21 protein-coding genes and 6 tRNA genes are annotated in these 23408 nt (G+C 53.5%); 19 read left to right on the forward strand and 8 right to left on the reverse strand.

Features of this window, described 5'->3' with window-relative positions; genetic code table 11:
* Nucleotides 1-77: 77 nt before the first annotated feature.
* The 4 genes from pth to lolB all read right to left on the reverse strand — a co-directional run bounded on the left by pth (nucleotide 78) and on the right by lolB (nucleotide 3278).
* Nucleotides 78-668, reverse strand: coding sequence for an aminoacyl-tRNA hydrolase (gene pth, locus PTW35_RS03705; protein WP_281026561.1), 591 nt, complete (start codon nucleotides 666-668; stop codon nucleotides 78-80).
* 125 nt (nucleotides 669-793) lie between these two features.
* Nucleotides 794-1741, reverse strand: coding sequence for a ribose-phosphate pyrophosphokinase (locus tag PTW35_RS03710; protein WP_281026562.1), 948 nt, complete (start codon nucleotides 1739-1741; stop codon nucleotides 794-796).
* Between the two features lie 32 nt (nucleotides 1742-1773).
* Nucleotides 1774-2637, reverse strand: coding sequence for a 4-(cytidine 5'-diphospho)-2-C-methyl-D-erythritol kinase (gene ispE, locus PTW35_RS03715; RefSeq protein WP_281026563.1), 864 nt, complete (start codon nucleotides 2635-2637; stop codon nucleotides 1774-1776).
* A gap of 8 nt (nucleotides 2638-2645) precedes the next feature.
* Nucleotides 2646-3278 (reverse strand): lipoprotein insertase outer membrane protein LolB, encoded by a 633-nt coding sequence (lolB, locus tag PTW35_RS03720; protein WP_281026564.1) that lies wholly within the window; start codon nucleotides 3276-3278, stop codon nucleotides 2646-2648.
* 245 nt (nucleotides 3279-3523) lie between these two features.
* Here lolB and hemA point away from each other — a divergent pair, with 245 nt between their 5' ends.
* The 7 genes from hemA to PTW35_RS03755 all read left to right on the forward strand — a co-directional run bounded on the left by hemA (nucleotide 3524) and on the right by PTW35_RS03755 (nucleotide 10431).
* Entirely contained in the window at nucleotides 3524-4786 is a 1263-nt protein-coding gene (hemA, locus tag PTW35_RS03725) for a glutamyl-tRNA reductase (protein WP_044622644.1), read from the forward strand.
* 51 nt (nucleotides 4787-4837) lie between these two features.
* Nucleotides 4838-5926 (forward strand): peptide chain release factor 1, encoded by a 1089-nt coding sequence (prfA, locus tag PTW35_RS03730; RefSeq protein ID WP_281026565.1) that lies wholly within the window; start codon nucleotides 4838-4840, stop codon nucleotides 5924-5926.
* Nucleotides 5926-6774, forward strand: a complete 849-nt coding sequence (gene prmC / locus PTW35_RS03735) for a peptide chain release factor N(5)-glutamine methyltransferase (RefSeq protein WP_281026566.1) — start codon at nucleotides 5926-5928, stop codon at nucleotides 6772-6774. Before prfA ends, prmC begins: the two co-directional genes overlap by 1 nt.
* A 13-nt stretch (nucleotides 6775-6787) precedes the next feature.
* Nucleotides 6788-7168, forward strand: coding sequence for a SirB2 family protein (locus PTW35_RS03740; protein WP_281026567.1), 381 nt, complete (start codon nucleotides 6788-6790; stop codon nucleotides 7166-7168).
* A 2-nt stretch (nucleotides 7169-7170) separates the two neighbouring features.
* Complete coding sequence (locus tag PTW35_RS03745; RefSeq protein WP_281026568.1) at nucleotides 7171-7983, forward strand: tetratricopeptide repeat protein; 813 nt, start codon at nucleotides 7171-7173, stop codon at nucleotides 7981-7983.
* Between the two features lie 39 nt (nucleotides 7984-8022).
* Nucleotides 8023-8877, forward strand: a complete 855-nt coding sequence (gene kdsA / locus PTW35_RS03750) for a 3-deoxy-8-phosphooctulonate synthase (RefSeq protein WP_281026569.1) — start codon at nucleotides 8023-8025, stop codon at nucleotides 8875-8877.
* Nucleotides 8878-9174: 297 nt separating this feature from the next.
* Nucleotides 9175-10431: an aromatic amino acid transport family protein gene (locus tag PTW35_RS03755; protein WP_281026570.1), complete on the forward strand. Its 1257-nt coding sequence runs from the start codon at nucleotides 9175-9177 to the stop codon at nucleotides 10429-10431.
* A 109-nt stretch (nucleotides 10432-10540) separates the two neighbouring features.
* Here PTW35_RS03755 and PTW35_RS03760 read toward each other — a convergent pair whose 3' ends face one another.
* Entirely contained in the window at nucleotides 10541-12424 is a 1884-nt protein-coding gene (locus PTW35_RS03760) for a methyl-accepting chemotaxis protein (RefSeq protein WP_281026571.1), read from the reverse strand.
* Between the two features lie 331 nt (nucleotides 12425-12755).
* Between PTW35_RS03760 and PTW35_RS03765 the strand changes: the two genes are divergently transcribed.
* The 5 genes from PTW35_RS03765 to PTW35_RS03785 all read left to right on the forward strand — a co-directional run bounded on the left by PTW35_RS03765 (nucleotide 12756) and on the right by PTW35_RS03785 (nucleotide 18341).
* Nucleotides 12756-14117, forward strand: a complete 1362-nt coding sequence (locus PTW35_RS03765; protein ID WP_281026572.1) for a Na+/H+ antiporter NhaC family protein — start codon at nucleotides 12756-12758, stop codon at nucleotides 14115-14117.
* Nucleotides 14118-14336: 219 nt separating this feature from the next.
* Nucleotides 14337-16010: a bifunctional UDP-sugar hydrolase/5'-nucleotidase UshA gene (ushA, locus tag PTW35_RS03770; protein ID WP_044622651.1), complete on the forward strand. Its 1674-nt coding sequence runs from the start codon at nucleotides 14337-14339 to the stop codon at nucleotides 16008-16010.
* Nucleotides 16011-16158: 148 nt separating this feature from the next.
* Nucleotides 16159-16635, forward strand: coding sequence for a Cys-tRNA(Pro) deacylase (ybaK, locus tag PTW35_RS03775; RefSeq protein ID WP_281026573.1), 477 nt, complete (start codon nucleotides 16159-16161; stop codon nucleotides 16633-16635).
* A 54-nt stretch (nucleotides 16636-16689) separates the two neighbouring features.
* Nucleotides 16690-17598: a LysR family transcriptional regulator gene (locus tag PTW35_RS03780; protein WP_281026574.1), complete on the forward strand. Its 909-nt coding sequence runs from the start codon at nucleotides 16690-16692 to the stop codon at nucleotides 17596-17598.
* Between the two features lie 128 nt (nucleotides 17599-17726).
* Entirely contained in the window at nucleotides 17727-18341 is a 615-nt protein-coding gene (locus PTW35_RS03785) for a LysE family translocator (protein WP_044622654.1), read from the forward strand.
* Nucleotides 18342-18416: 75 nt separating this feature from the next.
* Here PTW35_RS03785 and smrA read toward each other — a convergent pair whose 3' ends face one another.
* Both smrA and PTW35_RS03795 read right to left on the reverse strand, forming a co-directional pair.
* The gene (gene smrA, locus PTW35_RS03790; RefSeq protein WP_044622655.1) at nucleotides 18417-18998 is read right to left on the reverse strand and encodes a DNA endonuclease SmrA; all 582 of its coding nucleotides are present in this window, start codon (nucleotides 18996-18998) and stop codon (nucleotides 18417-18419) included.
* A gap of 175 nt (nucleotides 18999-19173) precedes the next feature.
* On the reverse strand, nucleotides 19174-19314 hold the full coding sequence (locus tag PTW35_RS03795; RefSeq protein ID WP_039460702.1) for a DUF3149 domain-containing protein: 141 nt from the start codon (nucleotides 19312-19314) through the stop codon (nucleotides 19174-19176).
* A gap of 285 nt (nucleotides 19315-19599) precedes the next feature.
* Between PTW35_RS03795 and PTW35_RS03800 the strand changes: the two genes are divergently transcribed.
* The 7 genes from PTW35_RS03800 to ltrA all read left to right on the forward strand — a co-directional run bounded on the left by PTW35_RS03800 (nucleotide 19600) and on the right by ltrA (nucleotide 22220).
* A tRNA-Pro gene (locus PTW35_RS03800) sits at nucleotides 19600-19676 on the forward strand.
* A gap of 40 nt (nucleotides 19677-19716) precedes the next feature.
* A tRNA-OTHER gene (locus PTW35_RS03805) sits at nucleotides 19717-19819 on the forward strand.
* A gap of 43 nt (nucleotides 19820-19862) precedes the next feature.
* Nucleotides 19863-19939, forward strand: a tRNA-Pro gene (locus PTW35_RS03810).
* A 43-nt stretch (nucleotides 19940-19982) separates the two neighbouring features.
* Nucleotides 19983-20085: transfer RNA gene (locus PTW35_RS03815), tRNA-OTHER, on the forward strand.
* A gap of 43 nt (nucleotides 20086-20128) precedes the next feature.
* A tRNA-Pro gene (locus tag PTW35_RS03820) sits at nucleotides 20129-20205 on the forward strand.
* Nucleotides 20206-20248: 43 nt separating this feature from the next.
* A tRNA-Pro gene (locus PTW35_RS03825) sits at nucleotides 20249-20325 on the forward strand.
* Nucleotides 20326-20927: 602 nt separating this feature from the next.
* Nucleotides 20928-22220, forward strand: a complete 1293-nt coding sequence (gene ltrA, locus PTW35_RS03830) for a group II intron reverse transcriptase/maturase (protein WP_348637733.1) — start codon at nucleotides 20928-20930, stop codon at nucleotides 22218-22220.
* A gap of 252 nt (nucleotides 22221-22472) precedes the next feature.
* Here the strand turns inward: ltrA and PTW35_RS03835 are convergent, their stop codons facing one another.
* Nucleotides 22473-23336, reverse strand: coding sequence for a TraB/GumN family protein (locus tag PTW35_RS03835; protein ID WP_044622656.1), 864 nt, complete (start codon nucleotides 23334-23336; stop codon nucleotides 22473-22475).
* Nucleotides 23337-23408: the final 72 nt, after the last annotated feature.

The following is a 23408-nucleotide window of genomic DNA, read 5'->3' on the forward strand; positions in this document are numbered from 1 at the left end:
TTGGTAATTGTTCGGTAAAACACTCCGGCAGACCTGCTGCCGAAATCTAAATTCAGTACTGACTACAGCAATCTGGCTTAAACAGCTTTGAATGAATGTAGTCGATTTTGGGCTTTGTTTAAGCCATCTTTTAGCAAAATATCCATGCAGCGTACCGCTTCATCAACGGCGGCATCGATATTCTCCTGCTCTTTGGCAGGCGCCTTGCCAAGGACAAAACCGGCAACCTTGTTCTTGTCACCCGGGTGGCCGATACCAATCCGCAGGCGGAAGAAATCTTTGTTGTTGCCCATCTTGCTGATGATGTCGCGCAGGCCGTTGTGACCACCGTGACCGCCACCTTTCTTGAACTTGGCGACACCCGGGGGAAGGTCAAGCTCGTCGTGGGCAACCATGATCTCTTCTGGCTTGATCTGGAAGAACTTTGCCAGAGCAGCAACCGACTTACCCGAGAGGTTCATGTAGGTAGAGGGGATCAACAAGCGAAGATCCTGGCCGTTGGTCTGGATCCGGCCGGTCTGGCCAAAGTACTTGGCTTCTTCTCGCAGGCTGACATTGTGTATACGGGCCAGCTCTTCTACCACCCAGGCACCTGCGTTGTGACGGGTCCTGGCATATTCGGCACCGGGGTTTGCTAGGCCAACAAGTAGGCGAATATTGTTACTCACACTGATCTCTCAAGTCTAGGGGCTGTAAAAACGCGCGCTATGTTATATCAAAATGGGCAAAATTGATATCTTAACGAAAAACGCCCCGCACATGGCGGGGCGTTGGATCTTGTGGCAGTCCAGAATTAGTGCTGGAACATTGCCGAGATTGACTCTTCGTTGCTGATGCGACGGATAGCTTCAGCAAGCATGCCTGATAGCGTCAGCACAGAGACACGGCCAGTATCGGCGATTTCCTGAGATAGCGGGATTGAGTCAGTTACGATCACTTCGTCAATCACAGACTCGCGGATGTTCTGCGGCGCGTTGCCAGAGAATACCGGGTGCGTTGCGTAAGCGAAGACGCGCTTGGCACCACGCTCTTTCAGTGCTTCAGCCGCTTTACATAGCGTACCGCCGGTATCGATCATGTCATCAACGATGATGCAGTCGCGGCCTTCAACGTCCCCGATCAGGTGCATAACCTGAGAAACGTTGGCACGTGGGCGGCGCTTGTCGATGATGGCGATATCGGTGTCGTCCAGTAGCTTCGCGATAGCGCGGGCACGAACAACACCACCGATGTCTGGAGAAACCACGACTGGATCTTCCAGGTTCTTCGCTAGCATGTCTTCTAGCAGTACTGGGCTACCGAACACGTTGTCGACAGGAACATCGAAGAAGCCCTGGATTTGTTCAGCGTGAAGGTCAACAGTCAGAACGCGGTCAACACCAACGTTTGACAGGAAGTCGGCAACGACTTTAGCCGTGATTGGCACACGGGCAGAACGGACGCGGCGGTCTTGACGAGCGTAACCGAAGTAAGGGATTACAGCGGTAATACGGCCTGCAGAAGCACGGCGTAGCGCATCGATCATAACAACCAGTTCCATTAGGTTGTCATTGGTTGGCGCACAGGTAGATTGAATGATAAATACGTCGCTACCACGAACGTTTTCATTAATCTGAACACAGACTTCACCGTCGGAAAAACGGTTAACTGTTGCGTCTCCTAGAGAAATGTAAAGACGGTCAGCAATGCGTTGGGCTAGTTCTGGTGTCGCGTTACCAGCAAACAGCTTCATATCAGGCACGGTGGAAACCTCAGGTTGCGTCCAAGTTGTAGTTACTGACAATCCGTAGAATGTGCGTTCAAGGCTGTCAAAAGGGGAGATGTGTTGACACCTTTTGCGACAAATCCTTGGAGCCAGTCAGGTAATTTATTCAGGGTTGCAATGGCCGCTTCATGGGTGCTAAATTCAGCAAACACGCAAGCGCCAGTGCCGGTCAATCTCGACGGCGCGTATTCTAACAGCCACGAAAGCGCCTTATCAACCTCAGGGTGCAGTGATCTGACGATTTTTTCGCAATCGTTTTCGTAAACCCCTGCCAACAGTGCATTTAAAGACCGTTTTTTGCTGTCTCTTTTTAGCCCCGGATGGGTGAAAATATCGACCGTAGCAATATTTACCTCCGGTTTGACAACCAGATACCATTTCTCTTGCGGCTTGGCCGGCTGCAATTGCTCGCCAACGCCTTCGGCAAACGCACTCACCCCGCGAACAAACACCGGGACATCGGCACCGAGTGCCAGACCCAGTTCGGCCAGCTCATCCGTACTCAGGTTGGTCTGCCACAGGTAATTGAGGGCAACCAGGGTGGTGGCCGCATCGGATGAGCCGCCGCCAAGCCCCCCGCCCATCGGCAGGATCTTGTCAATATGGATCTCGGCACCGGCGCGGATACCGGCCTTTTGGCGCAGGGCATCAGCGGCACGGTAAATGAGGTTGTCTTCGGTTTTTACCCCAGCGATAGCCGGCGACAGGGTAATGTGGTCACTGCTATTGGCGGTAATGGTCAGGGTATCGCTGTGGTCGAGAAACTGAAACAGGGTTTGCAGCTCGTGGTAGCCATCCGCGCGGCGGCCAGTGATGTAGAGGAACAGGTTGAGTTTGGCCGGCGCCGGCCATTGGGTGGTGCGGGTGATCATAGCGTACTCTAGTTAATGGACCATTGGTGGATGATAAGGGTAATGCTGGTGCCGGCGGTGCTCAATACCATGCGCTTGGGCAGTGCCGGGCTGACCGAGTAGTCGTACTCGTTGTAATCGAGCTGCCACATTTTATCGCCAACGCGCTTGGCAAGGTAGCCGACCCGGTTCTCAGCATTGAGCTGGTAGGTATCAGCGGCGGTCGGCAGGCCGATGAGCCAATCACGCATTTGTTCGACCGGCAGGTTGATGCCGGTCAGGCTGAGAACCAGATCGCTGGCATTGCTGCCCTGGTGGGTTTTGCCGGTGTTGTCGACCAGGGTCACCCGGTTTGGAGTGGCATCAAGCTTGAGTAGGGTCGAGCCGAGAAAGTTGGTCAGCAAGAGGTGGTCCTGGCCCGGGGCCGTTTGCCACAGCAAGTTCGCGCCGAACCGCTGCTTGCCCTTGTACCCGAGTTTTCCTGTGGCCTGATAGTTGGAAAGTGACTGGAGTGCCTGCTGGTGGTTTTCCCAGTCGGTTTGGACGGTTTGCGGCGGTTGGGTCGCGCAGCCGGCCAATAGGGTCAAAATGAGGGCTAGCCATGATGCTCTGCGTGGAATGCAGCTCAAAGGATGGCGGGCATGTCGCAATGATGACATCATTGTTATCACTTTTTCATTGAGTATTGTTGCCAAACAATAGCGGTAAAACCTTAATATTTCCAACTCCTTCTCTCGGAAAAAGACAGGTTGATACCACTCTTTTTTCCTATCCTATGAATAATTGATTACCAATTTATGTGGATTATTGCCCCATAGATTCGATCTGCGTTCTTTTATTAAGCGGGGGCATCAAGTAAAATCCGCCCTTAAATCTTATTTCATCGGCGAAGTGGTACACCGTCTCCATGACATTGCTTGCACTAGGAATAAACCATAAAACAGCCTCGGTAGACTTGCGTGAACGGGTTGCGTTTTCGCCTGAAAAGATGAAGCAGGCCCTGGCTCAACTGGAAGACCATCCAGAGGTTCGCAGTGGGGTCATCGTCTCGACCTGCAACCGCACGGAGCTGTATTGCGATGTGGCGCAGCAAGGCCCAGGACTGATGATTGACTGGCTGAGTAAATTTCACCAGATCAGTACCGAAGAGCTGATGCCCAGCCTGTATTTTCACGAAGAGCAGGCCGCTGTCCGTCATTTGATGCGGGTATCTTGTGGGCTTGACTCGTTGGTGTTGGGCGAGCCGCAGATCCTCGGTCAGGTCAAGCAGTCCTATTCCGATGCCAGGGATAACCAGGTTGTTCAGGGGATGCTGGAGAAGCTGTTCCACAAAACCTTCACCGTGGCCAAGCGGGTACGTACCGAGACCGACATCGGTGGCAATGCCGTCTCAGTGGCCTTTGCCGCCTGCACCCTGGCGAAACAGATTTTCGAGTCTCTCGAACAAGCCACCGTGCTGTTGGTCGGCGCCGGCGAAACCATAGAACTCGTCTCCCGCCATCTGGTTGAGCAGGGCTGTAACCGGCTGATCGTGGCCAACCGGACCAAAGAGCGGGCAGAGAACCTTGCCCGGGAATTCGGGGCCGAGGTGATCAGCCTGCCGGAAATCCCCGAGCATCTTCACCGAGCGGATATTGTGATCAGCTCAACGGCCAGTCCGCTACCGATCATCGGCAAGGGCATGGTCGAGAAGGCGATCAAGGCCCGCCGCCATCAGCCGATGCTGTTGGTCGATATCGCCGTCCCGCGTGATATCGAGCAGGAAGTGGGTGAACTTAGCGATGCATACCTTTACTCTGTTGATGATTTACACAGTATTGTTGAGAAAAACCGTGAACAGCGTAAAGTGGCGGCTATACAGGCCGAAGCGATTGTCAGCGAGGAAAGTGCGGCGTTCATGAGCTGGCTGCGCTCGCTGGAAGCCGTCGACAGCATCCGCCAGTACCGCTGCCAAGCTGAAGAGCTCAAGTCTGACTTGCTGACACGCAGTCTGCAGGCACTGGCCAACGGGGGCGATCCAGAGAAACTGTTGGTGGAACTCAGCAACAAGCTGACCAACAAGCTCATCCATGCGCCTACCCGTGCCATGCAACAGGCAGCCAAAGAGGGCGAGCCAGAGAAGCTGGCCATGATCCGCGAGACGCTCGGGCTAGATACCGCCAAGAATTAATCCTGGCAGGGAAACCTTCCCTGCCTTTAGTGGAATACAGTAGAAATCTATATGAAACCTTCAATTTTAGTGAAATTAGAAACGCTGGTTGAGCGTTATGAAGAAGTCCAGCATTTGCTAAGCGATCCAGAGGTCATTGGCAACCAGGACAAGTTCCGTGCGCTATCCCGTGAATATTCACAGCTGGAGGAAGTAACCCAATGCTTCCAGGCCTACCAGCAAGCCAAGGAAGACTTGGCAACTGCTGAAGAAATGGCCAACGAAGACGATCCTGACATGCGTGAGATGGCGCTGGAGGAAGTCAAGGAAGCGAAAGCCGAGATCATCCGTCTTGAAGATGAGCTTCAGGTTCTGCTGATCCCTAAAGACCCAAATGATGAGCGCAATTGCTTTGTTGAAATCCGTGCCGGTGCCGGCGGTGACGAGGCTGGTATCTTTGCCGGTGACCTGTTCCGCATGTACAGCAAATTTGCCGAATCACGCGGCTGGCGCGTAGAAGTGATGAGTGCCAACGATGCCGAGCACGGTGGCTACAAGGAAATGATCGCGAAAATCAGCGGCGAGGCTGTGTACGGTACGCTGAAATTCGAGTCAGGCGGCCACCGCGTACAGCGCGTCCCGGCGACAGAATCTCAAGGCCGTGTCCACACATCTGCCTGTACGGTAGCCGTACTGCCGGAAATCCCAGAAGCGGAAATCCCAGAAATCAATGCCGGCGATCTGAAAATCGATACGTTCCGTGCGTCCGGTGCCGGTGGTCAGCACGTTAACACCACTGACTCTGCAATTCGTATTACCCACCTGCCAACCGGTATCGTGGTGGAATGTCAGGATGAGCGCTCGCAGCACAAGAACAAAGCGAAGGCGATGTCTGTGTTGGCTGCCCGCATTATCCAGGCCGAAGAAGAGAAGCGCCATGCCGAAGAGGCAAGCACCCGCCGTAATCTGCTGGGCTCGGGCGATCGCTCTGACCGTATCCGTACCTACAACTACCCGCAGGGCCGTGTGTCTGACCACCGTATCAACCTGACTATCTACCGTCTGAACGAAGTGATGGAAGGGGATATGGACAGCTTGATCCAGCCGGTTCTGCAGGAGCACCAGGCCGATCAGCTTGCGGCAATGGCCGAGCAGAACTAATGAGCCTGTCGATAGACGCCCAGCTGAAGCTGGCGGCGACGGCATTGAGTGAGGCGGGCTCGGACAGCCCGCACATCGATGCTGCCGTCCTGCTATGCCATGTGCTCGGTAAACCCCGCAGCTACCTGCTGACTTGGCCCGAGAAAGAGCTAGAGGCTGATCAGCTGGCCGCGTTTGAAGCCCTGCTGGCAAGACGCCTGACCGGCGAGCCGGTGGCTTACATTGTCGGCCAGCGTGAATTTTGGTCGCTGCCGCTCAAAGTGGCCCCCCACACCCTGATCCCACGTCCGGATACCGAAAGACTGGTCGAGCTGGCACTGGAGAAGCTGCCAGCCGGCGCCTGTCAGGTACTGGATCTGGGAACCGGAACCGGTGCGATTGCATTGGCCATCGCGTCTGAGCGGCCAGATATCGCGGTCACCGGGATTGACCTGCGGCCGGAAGCGGCCGCACTGGCCGAACAGAACCGCACCGACCTGCACATTGCCAATGCCCGTTTTCTGGCGGGGAGCTGGTATAGCCCCTTGGCCGAGCAGGAGCGTTTTGCGGTCATTGTTAGCAACCCGCCTTACATTGACAAGGCCGATCCTCACCTCGAGCAGGGCGATGTCCGCTTTGAGCCGAAGAGTGCCCTGGTGGCCGAGGATCATGGCTTGGCGGATATTCAAGTGATCAGTGAGCAGGGCCGGCAGCACCTCGAAGCGGGCGGCTGGCTGCTGATGGAGCACGGCTACGAGCAAGGTTCGGCTGTGCGTGGTATCTTAGAAGCGCTGGGTTACCATGAGGTCGCCACAGCACAGGACTATGCCGGCCTGGATCGTGTGACCATGGGCCGTTGGCAAGGATAGAGAGACAATAACAATGTATACCGCTGTAAAACACCTACATATGCTGGCTATCGCGCTGAGCGTGACACTGTTCATCTTGCGCTACTGCTTGATGATGGCCAACTCGACCCTGAACGAGAAAAAATTCCTTAAGATCACCCCGCATGTGGTGGATACCGTCTTATTGCTGACCGGTGTGGTCTTGATTGTTATCACCGGTTTCGTGCCGTTTACCGCGGCTGGCGGCTGGATGACGCAAAAGCTTAGCTGTGTGCTGGCGTACATTGCCCTTGGCTATTTCACCCTCAAGATGGGGTCGAACAAGGTCTTTAAGACCTTTGCTTTCTTCGGCTCGCTGGGTTGGGTTATGGCCGCCGCCAAGATTGCCATGACCAAAACCTCTTTCCTAGGATAACCATGTTACGCTTTACCGAACAAGAACTGGAGCAGATGCCGCTGGTGGATGGCGCGGTTGCGATGACTGAGGCGGTAGATCCGCATTTCCCTGCGGGTTGGGTCAGCGTCCAGTTGGAGCGCCTTGCCCAAGAGGCCGAACACGCCTTGATGGATGAGCCGGATAGCTACCTGCGCCTTGAAGGCCTGTTGCGCCTGTTCTACCGCGAATGGGGCTTTATTGGCGATCACGAGCAATACTTCTCATCGGACAACGTGTTTCTCGACAAGGTGCTCGAGCGCAAGAAAGGGATCCCGGTCACCCTGGGGGCCCTGTTTCTGTTTCTGGCGCACCGGTTGGACTTGCCGGTCCGTGCCGTGGGCTTCCCAACCCAGTTTGTCCTCAAGGTAGAGTGGTACGGCAGTGATCCCCTGTTCATCAACCCGTTTGATGGCGAGTACCTGAGTAAGCACGTTATGGCGGCTTGGCTGAAAGGCCACAAGGGGCCGTTTTCCGAGTTGCGTAGCGAGTATTTCGCCACGGCCGGCAATTACGATATTTTGGCTCGCTGGCTAACCGTGATGAAAAGTGCGTTGCTGCGCGAGGGATTGTTTACCGAAGCGCTGCGCTGCAGTGATGTTGTGCTAGGGGCTTTTCGTCCGGGGGATCCGCACGAAATCCGCGATCGCGGCTATATTTACCAGCAGCTAGAGTGCAGCCATGCCGCTGCGCTGGATTACGAGTATTTTATCGAGCAATGCCCTGAAGACCCAGCTGCCGAGCTGCTGAAGCTTCAGGTCAAAGAACTCAACAAAGAGCCGTTGACCCTGCACTAATTGGCGCGGGGCTGGGCTTATCAAAAATTAAGAGAGAAGATGATGGAACAGAAAGTTGTTCGCGTTGGTGATATCGAGGTTGCCAACGATAAGCCGTTTGTCCTATTCGGCGGTATGAACGTACTGGAATCACGAGATTTGGCGATGCAGATCTGTGAAAAGTACGTTGAAGTGACAGACAAGCTAGGCATTCCTTATGTCTTCAAGGCTTCTTTCGACAAGGCAAACCGTTCTTCTGTCCACTCGTACCGCGGTCCGGGGATGGAAGAAGGCCTGAAGATTTTCCAGGAGCTGAAAGATACCTTCGGCGTGAAGATCATCACGGATATCCACGAGCAGTACCAGGCCCAGCCGGTTGCTGATGTGGTTGACGTGATCCAGCTTCCGGCTTTCCTGGCTCGCCAGACTGACTTGGTCCAGGCGATGGCGAAAACCGGTGCCGTGATCAACGTAAAGAAACCTCAGTTCATGAGCCCGGGCCAGGTAGGCAACATCGTTGAGAAATTTGCGGAGTGCGACAACGAGAATATCATCCTGTGTGAGCGTGGCGTGCTGCACGGCTACGACAACCTAGTGGTTGATATGCTGGGCTTCGATGTGATGAAGAAGGCGTCTAAGGGGAGCCCGATCATCTTTGACGTGACTCACGCCCTGCAGTGCCGTGATCCTAATGGTGCCGCGTCTGGCGGTCGCCGCGAGCAAACCGTTGACCTGGCGCGTTCTGGTCTGGCGACCAAGATTGCCGGTCTGTTCATGGAAGCGCACCCGACCCCGGATCAAGCGCGCTGTGACGGCCCGTCTGCATTCCCGCTGGACAAGCTTGAGCCGTTCCTGAGTCAGCTCAAGCAGCTTGATGATCTTGTTAAAAGCTTTGAAGAGATTGAAATTAAGTAACGGTGTTATTTGATTTGATTCAAAACGGCCCGGCAGGTTACCTGTCGGGCCGTTTTTTATTGCTATGAAGTCAGTTCCTTATGATAGAAAAAATTAAAATAGGTGAAAATTTAGTGAATTAATCTACCATATTCGTATTTGGCAGTGTTCTTGGTAATCCAAATGAGATGATATGGGTTTATCTGGCTGGTGGTGTGCCGGGAATGGAGTGAGATGTTTTCTGCTCTTGTTGTGAGTGTTTTATTTTGTGAAGGTATACTCTGCGCCGAGTAAAATTTTGTAAGTGTAGGGTGTTGCGTGTCATTATCTCAAGATATACCTCTGAGCCATACAGAGGCTGGGGCTTCCCGTTGGAATAAACACGATACTAGCTGGATGCTAAGTTTATTCGGTACCGCGGTGGGGGCCGGTATTTTATTTCTTCCGATCAATATCGGGGCCGGTGGTTTCTGGTCGCTGGTGATCATGGCTTTGCTGGCCGGCCCGATGACATTCCTTGCCCATCGCGGTCTAGCGCGCTTTGTGCTGTCCTCGTCAAAACAAAATGCTGATTTTACCGATGTGGTTGAAGAACATTTCGGTGCGCGTGCCGGCCGCCTGATTTCAATGCTCTATTTCCTGTCAATTTTTCCTATCTTGTTGATCTACGGTGTGGGGCTGACGAATACGGTCAACAGTTTCATCGTCAACCAGCTAGGAGGGGACGAACCTTCACGGGTTGTGCTGTCTGGCATCTTGGTGTTTGCCATGATTGCTATCATGATGGCAGGCGAAAAAGTGATGCTGAAAGCCTTCGAGGTGATTGTTTATCCGCTAGCGGCAATATTGGCGGGCCTGTCGTTGTATCTCGTTCCCAACTGGCAAATGCCCGACTTGCTGGCAGTGCCTGAAATGGGCAGTTTTTCCGTAACGGTTTGGCTTGCCATTCCCGTGACGGTCTTTGCGTTCAGTCATGCCGCAGCCATTTCTAGTTTTGCGAATGTGCAGCGTCGTCATTATGGCCAGCACGCGGTGCCTAAATCAGAACAGATCCTCAAACGTACCTCGGTGATGCTGATCTCGTTTGTGCTTTTCTTTGTGTTTTCATGTGTACTGAGCCTTAGCCCAGAACAGCTGCAGCAAGCGAAGGCGCAAAATGTCTCTGTCTTGTCATACCTAGCGAATGTTCACGACAGTCCTTTTATTGTTTCCCTTGGCCCGGTGATTGCCTTTATCGCCATATCATCCTCTTTCCTGGGACACTTCATGGGGGCCCGTGAGAGTTTGAACGGTATGTTGCAGAAGCAAACCAAGATGGCTCCGGCGAAAATAGACCGGTTGGGGATTGTGTTTATGTTTTTCGCTATCTGGTTTGCAGCGATCATGAACCCAAGTATCTTGGGCATGATGGAGGCTTTATCAGGGCCGGTTATTGCACTGATCCTGTTTGTGATGCCAATGCTGGCGGTCTACAGGGTTGAAGCACTGAAAGCACACCGGGGCAAGGTAAGCACCCTCTTTATTTTGGTGATGGGACTGTTGGCCGTATCTGCGATTGTTTTCAATCTGCTATAGCCTGCTTGCCGAGGGTTAGAACGAAACAAGGCTTGCCATCTGGCAAGCCTTGTTGATTTTTCAGTTCCTAGAACCTAGAACCTAGAACCTAGAACCTAGAACCTAGAACCTAGAGCTTGAAGCGGCTGATTTCCTGCTGCAGCTGGAAGGACAGCTCTGACAGCTCAGCGGCTTGCTTGGCAGCCTCGCTGGCCTCGACAGCAAGCTCGTTGGACACATCACGGATCCCTTCGGTATTGCGGGTGATCTCCGAAGTTACCGAAGATTGCTCTTCAGCCGCAGAGGCTATCTGGGTCGCCATGTCGCTGATGTTGGTCACCGCACTGTTGATCTGCGACAGGCTGGCCGATGCCGAGTTGGCGTCGTCAACACTGGTTTCTGCCAGCTTGCGACTGTCTTCCATGATCCCCACCGCTTTGCCGGTGGTTTGCTGCAGGGTCTCGATCATCTGCTGGATTTCCTGCGTCGATGCATGGGTGCGTTGGCTCAGGACACGGACTTCATCGGCAACCACGGCAAAGCCACGGCCTTGCTCGCCGGCACGGGCGGCTTCGATCGCGGCATTGAGGGCCAGCAGGTTGGTTTGCTCGGCAATTCCCTGAATAGTAGACAGAATCGTGTTGATGCTCTGGGCGTGGTTGTTCAGCTCGCTGATCACGCCGGTGGCGGTGTCGACTTCGGAGGCCAGGCTAGTGATCGATTGCTGGCTCTGCCCGACCTGGGTCGCACCGTGATCAGACACTTCAACCGTCTCACCGGCAGTGCGTGCCGTGTTGTCGGCATTACCGGCGATCTCCTGGGTGGCGGCGGCCATCTCGTTGATGGCGGTTGCGACCATGTTGATTTCGTCTTGCTGGTGCTGGATACGGGTGCTGCGCTCTTCTGCCTGCGAGGCGGTAATGTGTGCCTGCTGGGTCAAAGAGTTCGAGACATCGTTAAGCTTGCACACCATGGTATGCATATTGCCCACGAAGCGGTTGAAGTTGTGCGCAAGCTGGCCGACTTCATCGTCGCTGCGCGGCTCCAGGCGCTGGGTCAAATCACCCTCGCCGGTGGCGATTTCAGCCAAGGCTTCGGACACACGGGCCAGATCCCGGAACAGGTAGCCAACCAGTGTCGCGGCAATCGCCACTACAATCAGGGTGATCACAACAGAGGCGATGATCAGCTGGCGCAGCAGGGTGGTGTGGCTCGCTTCTTCCGTCGCGCGGTCCATCTCGAGGCCAAGCACCCAATCCGTTCCCGGCACCTGGGCGAAGTAGAACAGCTTCTCCTGGCCCTTGATAGTGGCCATCTCAATGCTGCCTGTACGGGCGGCTTCGTCGATAAGGGCCATGTTCAGCTCACTGCTGAAGCGGTTGATTGGCTGGAGGATCAAAGACTCATCAGGATGGGCAAGAAAAGTGTTGTCTTGTCGGTTGATCAGCATGGCGTAGGCGTTTTGGCCGACATCCAGGTTGATCACGTCATTCACCAGCTGGTCGATCAGCACGTCGGCCCCGACAACACCGATCAGGCTGCCGTTTTTACGTACCGGTTCGGCAATGGTGATCAGCAAGGCGTTGGTGATCGCATCCCGGTAGGCCGTGGTGACGATTTGGCGGTTGGCACTGACGGCATCACGGTACCATGGGCGGGTACGGGGATCGTAGTCGGCACGGTTACGTTCCGGGTGGGAGCGGAACATGTCCCCGGCCGGCGTGCCGAAGAAGATATCATCGAACCCACCCGCTTTACGGGCTTGCTGTAGGTAAGGCACCATATTCTCTTCGGTGCTGTAATCATTGAAAGCCTGGGCGATGTCACGACGGATCTGAACCCAGTCGGCGATGCCTTCGTTGGCGGCGTGGGCCAGGCTTTCGGCACGGGAATAGATGCCCTGGCGGGTTTGGTCAGAGAGTTGGTCGGCCGCGAGCCAGGTCAGGGCGGTTGCCATGACGACAACAGCAAAAAGGCTGGCGCCAATGAGTTTCTGTTTTAAGGTTAATGTCATTGTCTTTATCTCAACAACGGGGATGGGGGGAGGTGTCTGCGAGGCGGATTCTATAGCGATTTCTTGCCTGTTGCACGGAAAAGTAGCCCTGGTCGAAAAAAAAACAAGTTGATGATTTATTGTGACTTTTGGTTGACGGAATTCGTGGGATTTTAGTCAATAATTTGACGGTTATGGGTAGGGAATATGTGCGGTGTTACTGTGATGCCGGATGAGTTTATTATGCCAGTTACAGTAACTTTTTTGGATGTTTAGACGTCTAGATGTTGACGCGGCCATAAACAACACTTAGTCTAGGCGCAATTTCTAAAATAGATGTCCTGTAGTCATCATGTCGAACACAACACAACAACATTCTAGCGAGCCAGCACCTTCTGCGTTGGCACTACTCCCTCTGGGGATCTTCTTGGCCTTGTTCATCGGTGTCGGGACCTACCTGACCCTACAAGGCGTGGACTTCGCGTTCTATCAACTGCCTGCCCCGGTTGCGGCACTGCCGGCGGTGATCGTCGCGATTTTGCTGAGCAAGGAAAAACTCAACAAGGCGATCGAACAGTTCCTGCGAGGGGTCGGTCATAGCGACATTATTGCTATGTGTATGATTTACCTGCTGGCCGGTGCCTTTGCTTCGGTGGCGAAAGCAACCGGTGGCGTAGATGCGACGGTGAACCTCGGTCTGTCTATGCTGCCTGCCAGCATGATCCTGCCGGGTATCTTCGTGATTTCAGCCTTCATTGCCACCGCAATGGGTACGTCGATGGGGACCATTGCGGCAGTGGCACCTGTTGCCTTGGGGATCGCGCAAACGGCCGGGATGGATGTGGCACTGACTGCCGGCGTGGTACTCAGTGGCGCGATGTTCGGTGACAACCTGTCTATCATCTCGGACACCACCATTGCCTCGACCCGTTCGCAGGGCTGCCAGATGAAAGACAAGTTTCGCGAGAATATCCGTATTGCCCTGCCTGCGGCTATCGCGGCTATTCTATTGTTCCTGTTCAGCAGTACGCCGACCGAAGTGCCGGCCACAACGGCTGTTGAATGGCTGAAAGTGCTGCCGTATATCACCATCTTGGTATTGGCGGTATCTGGCTTGAATGTCTTCGTGGTCTTGAGCATCGGGATCTTGCTGGCGGGGGGCATCGGCCTGTTTGCTACCCCTGATTACAGCTTGTCGACCTACGGCCAGGATATCTATGCCGGTTTCGGCAATATGCAGGAGATCTTCCTGCTGTCGATGCTGATCGGCGGTATGGGTGAGCTGATGCGCCGCCAGGGTGGCCTGGCTTACCTGACACAACTGATCAGCAAGGTGATCCGTGTCTTTAGCAAGCAGCACTCGCAAGCCCAGAACCTGCGAGCCAGCGAGCTGGGTATTGCTGGCCTGGTGGGGCTAACCAACTGCTGTACCGCGAACAATACCGTAGCGATTATCGTCTCAGGTGGCGTTGCTCGTGAACTGGCGGAAGAAAATGGTGTTACACCTCGCCGTTCGGCAAGCTTGCTCGATATTTTCTCATGTGTGGTGCAGGGGGTTTTGCCATACGGGGCGCAAGCGTTGTTGCTGGGTTCGGTCTTCGGCTTGTCGCCGTTACAAGTGGTGAGCCATTCCTACTACTGCTTCTTCCTGGCTTTCGCGGCTATCGCGGCAGTCTTTATCAAACATCCGGCGCGACAGCTAGCCACGGCTTAATTGCGCGATGAGATAAATTCGAAAAAGCGAGATGATATCAGAAGCCTCACACAGTGAGGCTTTTTTTTGCTTGTTATCTCACCGTTATGAAAATGCGAACCCGGTATAGTGATCTAGTCAACAGAATGATGAAAACCATACAACAGCATTCACTAAATAACTTAAACTGACGCTTGTCAAATTCTTTGAAATCACATAATTAGGTTAAGGTGACCCCCAATGAAGGAACGCTTTTTCACCAAGGCAGCGCTAACGGCTGCGATACTTGCCTCTCTGGCAGGCTGTGCCAGCCAATCTGAGACCGCAGCCCCCTCTTGGCAGGCTGATCAAACGTACAAGCTAACCATTCTACATACCAACGATCACCACGGTCGTTTCTGGCATAACTCTTATGGCGAGTACGGTATGGCGGCACGTAAGACGCTATTGGATCAGATCCGCGCAGAAGTCGCAGCACAAGGCGGTACCACTCTGTTGCTTTCTGGGGGCGATATCAATACCGGTGTGCCTGAGTCAGATCTGCAAGATGCCGAGCCGGACTTCAAAGGGATGAACATGTTGGGTTACGACGCGATGGCACTGGGTAACCATGAGTTCGACAACCCGCTGGAAGTCCTGCGCAAGCAGGAAGAGTGGGCAGAGTTCCCGATGCTGTCTGCCAACATCTACGACAAGGAAACCGGCGAGCGCCTATTCCAGCCTTACCAGATCTTCGAGCAGCAGGGCATCAAGATTGCCGTTGTCGGCCTGACAACGGAAGATACGGCGAAGATCGGTAACCCTGAGTACATCGGTGGCGTTGACTTCCGCGATCCAAAGGAAGAGGCCAAGAAGGTGATCGAGCAGCTAAAGGCGACCGAGAATCCGGATGTGATCATTGCGGCGACCCACATGGGCCACTACGCCAATGGTAACCACGGCATCAATGCGCCGGGTGATGTTGCGCTAGCCCGCTACTTGCCTGCCGGCGAGCTGGATATGATTGTCGGTGGCCACTCGCAGGAGCCTGTGTGCATGGAAGGCCCAAGCATGTACAACAAGAGCTTCAATCCGGGTGACGACTGTCAGCCGGATCAGCAGAACGGCACATGGATTGTCCAGGCTCACGAGTGGGGCAAATATGTTGGCCGTGCTGACTTTGAGTTCCAGAATGGCGAACTGCAGATGGTTAGCTATGACTTGATCCCAGTTAACCTGAAAAAGAAAGTCAAATTGGCTGACGGCTCTAAACAGCGTGTGTTTATCCAGGATGAGATTGCCCAGGATGCCGAAGTGAAAGCTTTCCTACAGCCCTTCCAGGAGCGTGGTCAGGAGCAGCTCAATATCAAGATCGCCGAGTCAAACGGCAAGCTAGAAGGTGACCGTAATGTGGTTCGCTTCCAGCAGACGAACCTAGGCCGTCTGATTGCGGCTTCTCATATGCAACGCGCCAAGGCTGATTTTGCAGTCATGAACTCAGGCGGTGTGCGTGACTCGATTGCTGCCGGTGATATCACTTACAAAGATGTGCTGACGGTGCAGCCATTTGGCAATATTGTCACTTACACGGATATGAGCGGTAGCGAAGTGATGGACTACCTTAACGTGGTCGCGACCAAACCGGTTGATTCAGGTGCTTACGCCCAGTTCTACGGTATTTCAATGACGGTTGCTAACGGTAAGGTGAGCGATGTGAAGATTGGCGGCAAGCCGTTGAGCTTGACTGAAACTTACCGCTTCACGGTACCGAGCTTCAATGCTGCCGGTGGTGATGGTTACCCTAAGATCACCGAACACTCAGGCCATGTGAATACCGGCTTTGTTGATGCGGAAGTGCTGAAGGAGTTCCTGCAGACCAACAGTCCGATTGACGTGAATGCCTTTGCACCAAAAGGTGAGATGGTTTACCGCTAACAACGACGGTTAAAGGTATAGCGCGAAGCCCTGCAAATGCAGGGCTTTTTTATGCGCCCCGGTAAAGCCAAAGCGTCTTTTTTCTTTTGGCATCAATCGCGTTGGGCTATAGTGGCTGTCGATAATTGGAAATGGAATCGGAGCGGCTATGACACCTGCCATCAATCTTGCCAAGAAAAAGAAAATCGCCCACACCATCCACCAGTACAAGCACGATCCGGCCAATACCAATTTTGGTCTGGAGGCGGCGGAAGTATTGGGGCAGGATCCGAACCAGGTTTTCAAAACCTTGCTTTTCGCGCTCAATGGCGATCCGAAAAAACTGGCGGTTGCCATCGTGCCGGTTGCGGGCTTGCTTGATCTGAAAGCTGCGGCCAAGGCGGCGGGAGCGAAGAAAGTCGATATGGCCGATCCCCAAATCGCGGAGAAAACCACCGGGTATATTGTCGGCGGCATCAGCCCGCTGGGACAGAAAAAGCGTCTGCCGACTTTTCTTGATGCCTCGGCCCAGCAGTACGAGACAATCTGTGTCAGTGCCGGGCGGCGTGGTTTGGAAATTGAACTGGCGCCCAAGGATCTCCTTGAACTGACGGGGGGCCAGTTTGCGCCGCTGGCAAAGCTATAGCACCAATAGAACAACAGCAAAATCCATCCAGCAGCAATATTTGAGGGGCAGGCCGTGCAAAACATCAATTTGAATTTGCTGCGCACCCTGCAGGTGTTGCTCGAAGAATCGCATGTCAGCCGCACCGCCGAACGCCTGTGCCTGACGCAGTCAGCTGTCAGTCGCCAGCTTACCCAACTGCGTGAATTGTTCGGTGATCCTTTATTGGTCAGAGAAGGTAACCGTTTGTTGCCCACACCCAAGGCACTGCAGTTGAAGGGGAGGGTTGATGGGATCCTTGCCAGCTGCCAAGGGCTGCTGGATGAACCGGCATTTTCTCCCCAGCAGTGGAGCGGGCCGATGGTTTTGGCCTCTTCCGATTATGTTGCTCAGTACATCTTGCCTGAAATTGTCGAGCGGGTGCAGCAACAGGCGCCGCACGTCAATATCAGCTACCGGCTCTGGTCTCCGGAGTATTTATCGCATTTGGCTGACTTGGATATTCAGCTGGTATCGACCATGCTGCCGCAGATCCCCGAGGGCTTGTGCGGTGCCCATATCGGATCTGATTTTCCGGTATGCGTGATGCGTGACCAGCACCCTTTGGCCAACCGGGCCTCCCTGTCATTGTCGCAACTGGTCGAATACTCCCACATGCGGGTGTCGGCGGGCGGTGACAAGGATAGCTTTGTCGAGCGGGAGCTCAAAGCGCAGGGTCTAAGCCGTAACGTACAATTCTCCGTGCCTTTTTTCAGTGCGGCTTTCCAAACCTTGGTGCGCACCGATATGTTGATGGTGCTGCCAGAGCACATAGCCCGCAATATGCAGGCTTGGTTTGCGATCACTTACCAACCCCTGCCTATCCCGAAGCCGCAGCACAACTACTGGCTGCTGTGGCACCCTCGCTATGACAGCGACCCTGCCCACCGCTGGTTCCGCCAGCAGGTGCTCAGCGTGATGAAAAGCTCCATGTATTCGATTTAGGGCCCATTGCTTGGTGATGATCTAAAATCATAGCTATGATGATTTCTTTTGATTTCCTTGCATGACCTTCACTTGCTAGAGTCTGTGCATCACATTAAAAAATAAGCTCTAGCGGATAGGAACTAACAATGACATTCAGTATTTGGCTCTCGTTACTCATGATATGCATGCTGGGGGCAATGTCGCCGGGTCCAAGTTTGGCCGTGGTTGCCAAGCACAGTTTGGCGGGAGGCCGTCTGCACGGCGTCGTGACGTCTTGGGCTCATGCTGCTGGTGTGGGCGTTTATGCCTTGGTGACCCTGCTGGGCCTTGCGGTGGTACTCAAGCAGTCACCGACCCTGTTTAATGTCATTACTTATGCCGGTGCTGGTTACCTTGCTTATCTTGGGATAAATGCCCTGCGATCCAAAGGCGGCGTTGCGGCTAAATTGGCGGCGGGCCAATCAACCAGCTTGGTGGAAGCGGCCCGAGACGGCGCGATGATCTCGCTGCTCAACCCTAAGCTTGCCCTGTTCTTCCTTGCGTTGTTCAGCCAGTTTGTGGCGGTGGGGACGGAATTCAGCAGCCGCGCCGTTATCGTAGCCACACCACTTTTGGTGGATGGGTTGTGGTATACCCTGATTGCCTTTGTATTGTCGAACCCGAAAGTGCTCGAGAAGTTAAGGACCAAGGCGCAGCTGATCGACAGGCTGTCTGGTGTGGTGCTGATCCTGCTTGCAATGCGGGTGGTCATTCAGGCGTAGTGCCGGTGACATAAGAGGTGGAATGATCCCAAAGAGGAGCCAGAGGCTCCTCTTTTATTGTGGCCAGTGTGAGTGTTAGCCCTGACGCTTGCTATGGCGTTCGCGGTTTTCCAGCTTTCGCTCTGGGCTCTTTTTCAGCATGACATAGAGTGCACCGTTGCCGCCGTGTTGGCGTAGGGCCGAGTGGAAGCACATCACATCAGAGATTTGCTCCAGCCAGGTGGCGACATAGCTTTTCATCATTGCCGGTGGATTGGATTTCTCCCCTTTGCCATGGACGATAATGACAGTGCGGATGTCCATTCGCTGGCATTGACGGAGAAAATTAACTACTTCGTCCCGTGCTTCTTTCAGGGTCTTGCGGTGGAGATCCAACCGGGCGTTGATATCGTATTTACCAAGACGAAGTTTGCGAAAAACACCTTCTTGCACACCGTCACGTTTGAACTCCAGCATGTCGTCAGGCTTGACCATCTTGGCATAGTCTAACGAGAGATATTCGGGATCACCGTCGGATAGGGTTTGTGCGGCAAGGCGTCTTGCTAGCTGGGCTTCGGTAACTTGGTGCTTGTGGGCAACTTCGACTTTGTCCTGCTTGATAGGGGCAACATCAGCCATCATCTCTCGGAAGAGATCTAATTCATCGTTTTCTGACATGGTGTTTCAGGGTTGAAGGCATATAACCCGATTATATACCCAAGTCCGTCTAAGATGCATGTTTGAGCGAGCTTTGGGCGATGCGGTTATGCAGATCACGGAGCGATAAAATAAATCCAGGGCCGCAACCGACAATTTGGACCCTGGCGCAAGCAGATGACATTGCGAAATGGCTCTAGTGAGGAGAGGGTGCTGACAGTGCTTTGTAAACAAAGTAACCGCCAAAAAATAACATTAATCCCAGGGCGCCAAAGATAACAATCATTGACGACAGGCCTACGGCATTACCAAAGAGTAGATCTAGCCAGAAATCCATGTGTATTCCTCTAGGTCGTGGGACAGTGGTGATAAGATAAACAATGCAGCGAAAATGTTGTGATGATCTGGATCAATGGTTTACAGGTTGTGTTAACTTTGTATTGGCTAGTGCGGTTGCGATCACTTTTTCGCCGTGGTTGATAATTCTGTGAGCAATTAGGAGTGGTTTTTTTTAAAAATGAGTTTTTCTGCTTGCGTAAATTCTTTGGCTGAGTATTATAAGCCACCTCAGCAACGAAGCTGATTCAAGTAAAGAGTTTCAAAGGCTTTTTACTTATCTCGTCGGTGAATAGCGCAGTTTGGTAGCGCATCTGGTTTGGGACCAGAGGGTCGGGGGTTCGAATCCCTCTTCACCGACCACTTATTCAAAGTGGTATGCCTGTATGGCGTGCTGCTATGTCGGTGAATAGCGCAGTTTGGTACGCATCTCAGGCTCTGGGAATAGCGGACCAGAGGGGCGGGGTCTGGAAGCCCAGCCGCGTCGAATCCCTATTCGCCGACCATTTATTCAAGTGGTAAGCCTGTATGGCATGCTGCTGACAACGTCGGTGAATAGCGCAGTTTGGTAGCGCATCTGGTTTGGGACCAGAGGGTCGGGGGTTCGAATCCCTCTTCACCGACCACTTATTCAAGTGGTAAGCCTGCATGGCATGCTGCTGACAATGTCGGTGAATAGCGCAGTTTGGTACGCATCTCAGGCTCTGGGAATAGCGGACCAGAGGGGCGGGGTCTGGAAGCCCAGCCGCGTCGAATCCCTCTTCACCGACCACTTATTCAAGTGGTAAGCCTGTATGGCATGCTGCTGACAACGTCGGTGAATAGCGCAGTTTGGTAGCGCATCTGGTTTGGGACCAGAGGGTCGGGGGTTCGAATCCCTCTTCACCGACCACTTATTCAAGTGGTAAGCCTGCATGGCATGCTGCTGACAATGTCGGTGAATAGCGCAGTTTGGTAGCGCATCTGGTTTGGGACCAGAGGGTCGGGGGTTCGAATCCCTCTTCACCGACCACTATTTAAAGCCTCAGTCGAAAGACTGAGGCTTTTTTCGTTGTGCGCCGAGCATGGCGTTGTTCTAGGAGGTGAAAGTCCTCTACGGGCTCAGTCGAGCGAGAACCGTTAGCCTATGCAAGGGTGCCCACCGTGAGGCGGGATCTGAAGGAAGCAAATGGCAAAACTTGGCCGTGACGAACAGAAATCTGATAGTAGGCCAGTACAACTTGGGTAACCTAGCAACATATAGAATAGCCCAATGCCTCGACGGGAAGTGTGTACGGGTAAATCAGGCACAGCCAAGGGAAAGAACAACGTCTTACCTCGGGAGATCTTATTACCTGTCTCGGGCGAGACTAATGCAGCAGTGATGCTGTGTGATGGGAAATAAGAAGTCAGCAGAAGGCATAGTACCTTGGGGAAGTACAACCCAAGGGAAGGCCGGAACTGAATATATCAAGAAGCAGTCACTAGACACTCAATCATGTGGAGTCATAGCAAGATGATCAAAATCTCTACGTACCAATGGGCAACACCGCAAGTGACGCTCATGGCCACGAAGAATGACAAGCATGATCGGCGTAGACAGGAGGACGAGTCTTGGTGACCTCAACTCAGTTGATGGAGCAGATCTGTTCATCAACGAATCTGAACCAAGCCCTGAGAAGAGTGAAGAAGAACAAAGGGTGTGCTGGTGTCGATAAACTCGATATAACAGCGACTATCTCGATGCTTCGGCAGTCTTCAAATGGGCAAGCGCTCCGCCAGAGCCTTCTGGATGGGAGCTATCAACCCCAACCTGTTCTGGGTGTAGAAATCCCTAAACCTAGCGGGGGAGTTAGGCAACTAGGTATCCCAACAGTACTTGATAGGATAGTCCAACAGGCTATCACCTCAGTACTGACAGATATCTATGAACCGAAGTTCTCCCACAGTAGTTACGGGTTCAGGCCCAACCGTAGTGCCCACCATGCATTGGCGGCAGCAAGCCACTACATCAGGGAGGGGCGGGGTTATGTAGTCGACATTGACCTAGCGAAATACTTCGATACCGTGAACCACGATAGACTGATGCACAGGCTATCGGAGGATATCACGGACAAACGGGTACTGAAGCTGGTCAGGTCATACCTACAGGCAGGCATAATGCGAAACGGGTTAGCCGAGCAGAGGCAACGAGGGACACCACAGGGTGGACCATTATCTCCGCTGCTATCAAATATCGTATTAGATGAGTTGGATAAAGAGCTTGAGCGAAGAGGGCATAAGTTCTGCCGATATGCAGATGACTGCCAAATCTACGTGGGCAGTGAGGAAGCCGCGAACCGAGTAAAAGCCTCAATAACGGAGTTCTTGGAGCAGAAACTGAAACTCACGGTCAACCGTGAGAAAAGTGCGGCAACAAGAGTGACAGAGCGGACTTACCTAGGCCATCGCTTCCAACGAGGTGGAATTATCCATATCTCGAAGAGAGCACAAACTCATATGAAGAAGCGAGTGCGTCAAATAACGAAGCGGAATCGAGGGCGAGAGTTGAAGACAGTAATAGTCGAACTCACTCAATACCTAAGAGGATGGCAACACTACTTCAAGCTTGCCATACGGAAAAGCGCGATGCAGCGCTTAGATGAATGGATAAGGCGGCGCCTACGGTGCTATCGACTCAAGCAGCGCAAACGCAGACACAGTATAGCGTCATGGTTACGCCAAGAGGGCGTAAGCGAACGCAATGCGTGGAAGCTAGCGATGTCAGAGAAAGGATGGTGGCACTTGGCTTTATCGCCACAGCTCAATCAGGCCATGCCAACGAAACGGTTCAAGGAGATGGGCATGTACTCATTGCGAGATGGGTACGAGTTACTGAAAATATATTCGGAACCGCCGTATGCGACCCACGCTTGTACGGTGGTGTGAGAGGACGGAGGCCGCGAGGCCTCCTCCTACTCGATTCTGCAGCTGTTGAATAGCTTAGTTTGGTCTCGCATCTCCAGCTCCTGGCAAATAGCGGACCAGAGGGTCGGGGTCTGGAAGCCCAGCCGCGTCGAATCCCTCTTCACCGACCACTCTTCAAAGCCTGCAGCGAAAGTCCGGGACGCGTAGTTTGGGGCTTTTTTCGTTATTGGGCCGTACCGCTTGGTTGTAATCCTATGGCGCTTGGGGCTGGCATCAATCGCAGCTAACCTGCCGGCTCTGGCTTAACTGATTAATTGAAAACCCTTCCTGCTTGAGTAATGCTGGCAACCCTTCCTGTCCCAATAAGTGCATGGCACCAACGACAATTAAGAACTTACCCTGCTGATAAGTTGGATCGTGGCTCAGCTGTGCGGCCCAATCGTGGTTGCGCTCGATGATCAGGGCGGCATCGGTTTGGTCATTGTACTGGCTGTTATCAAACAGGGTGGCGAGTTGCTGTTGGTCACCGGCCTGCCAGGCGTTGATCAGGCAAGTGAGCTGCTCGGTCATCTCTCCCCACTCATTGACAGTGGCCATGAGGAGATCTTTGCCATGATCATCGAGTTGTTCCATCAAGCGTAGCTGTTGCTCGATGCTTTCCAGCTCGAGAATTGGCAGTTGGCTGGCCCGGGCGCGCTTGAGAAGGGTGAGATCAATCCCCCTGTCTGGGCTGAGGCCAGCTTGTTCGGCCATTTTCATCTGTAAACTGATAGCAGCTAGCCAGGGGGGGGAGCTGAGCAGTGACGAGGATGATAAATCGGCTTGTTTGGCCGTTGCCGCGAGAGATTGTTTTTCAGCGTCTGATAACATCTGGGCAGTAGTGGCGACTGCCGGGTTGAGCCGTGCCGAGCTGGGTTTGAGGATATTGGCTTCAACCACGAGGGCATCGGCACTGTCCCAGTGGGTGGTAAAGGCTGCTGGCAGAGGATAGAAGTTGTCGTCGCCCGCATGGATGGAGCCGAGAATGATAAATTGCCGGTTGGCATCTTGCGCCTGCCAAACCAGAGGTTCGGCAGCGACGCTGGCAGTCATAAAGGGCAGCAGCAAGGCTGCCCGGGTGAAAAGCGATTTCAGCATAGTGATCCTGTGAGCTGATATAACCCGTTATTATGCAGTTATATCAGCTCATGACAGGGGATTCATCAACTG

The organism is Photobacterium sp. DA100 (genome assembly GCF_029223585.1).
Taxonomy (GTDB): domain Bacteria; phylum Pseudomonadota; class Gammaproteobacteria; order Enterobacterales; family Vibrionaceae; genus Photobacterium.

Bases quoted from the DNA above. Each gene is read 5' to 3' on its own strand.
- ispE (WP_281026563.1), bottom strand. From the start codon at position 2,637: ATGATCACCCGCACCACCCAATGGCCGGCGCCGGCCAAACTCAACCTG.
- lolB (WP_281026564.1), bottom strand. From the start codon at position 3,278: ATGATGTCATCATTGCGACATGCCCGCCATCCTTTGAGCTGCATTCCA.
- hemA (WP_044622644.1), top strand. From the start codon at position 3,524: ATGACATTGCTTGCACTAGGAATAAACCATAAAACAGCCTCGGTAGAC.
- prfA (WP_281026565.1), top strand. From the start codon at position 4,838: ATGAAACCTTCAATTTTAGTGAAATTAGAAACGCTGGTTGAGCGTTAT.
- prmC (WP_281026566.1), top strand. From the start codon at position 5,926: ATGAGCCTGTCGATAGACGCCCAGCTGAAGCTGGCGGCGACGGCATTG.
- PTW35_RS03740 (WP_281026567.1), top strand. From the start codon at position 6,788: ATGTATACCGCTGTAAAACACCTACATATGCTGGCTATCGCGCTGAGC.
- PTW35_RS03745 (WP_281026568.1), top strand. From the start codon at position 7,171: ATGTTACGCTTTACCGAACAAGAACTGGAGCAGATGCCGCTGGTGGAT.
- kdsA (WP_281026569.1), top strand. From the start codon at position 8,023: ATGATGGAACAGAAAGTTGTTCGCGTTGGTGATATCGAGGTTGCCAAC.
- PTW35_RS03760 (WP_281026571.1), bottom strand. From the start codon at position 12,424: ATGACATTAACCTTAAAACAGAAACTCATTGGCGCCAGCCTTTTTGCT.
- PTW35_RS03765 (WP_281026572.1), top strand. From the start codon at position 12,756: ATGTCGAACACAACACAACAACATTCTAGCGAGCCAGCACCTTCTGCG.
- ushA (WP_044622651.1), top strand. From the start codon at position 14,337: ATGAAGGAACGCTTTTTCACCAAGGCAGCGCTAACGGCTGCGATACTT.
- ybaK (WP_281026573.1), top strand. From the start codon at position 16,159: ATGACACCTGCCATCAATCTTGCCAAGAAAAAGAAAATCGCCCACACC.
- PTW35_RS03785 (WP_044622654.1), top strand. From the start codon at position 17,727: ATGACATTCAGTATTTGGCTCTCGTTACTCATGATATGCATGCTGGGG.
- smrA (WP_044622655.1), bottom strand. From the start codon at position 18,998: ATGTCAGAAAACGATGAATTAGATCTCTTCCGAGAGATGATGGCTGAT.
- PTW35_RS03795 (WP_039460702.1), bottom strand. From the start codon at position 19,314: ATGGATTTCTGGCTAGATCTACTCTTTGGTAATGCCGTAGGCCTGTCG.
- ltrA (WP_348637733.1), top strand. From the start codon at position 20,928: ATGGAGCAGATCTGTTCATCAACGAATCTGAACCAAGCCCTGAGAAGA.
- PTW35_RS03835 (WP_044622656.1), bottom strand. From the start codon at position 23,336: ATGCTGAAATCGCTTTTCACCCGGGCAGCCTTGCTGCTGCCCTTTATG.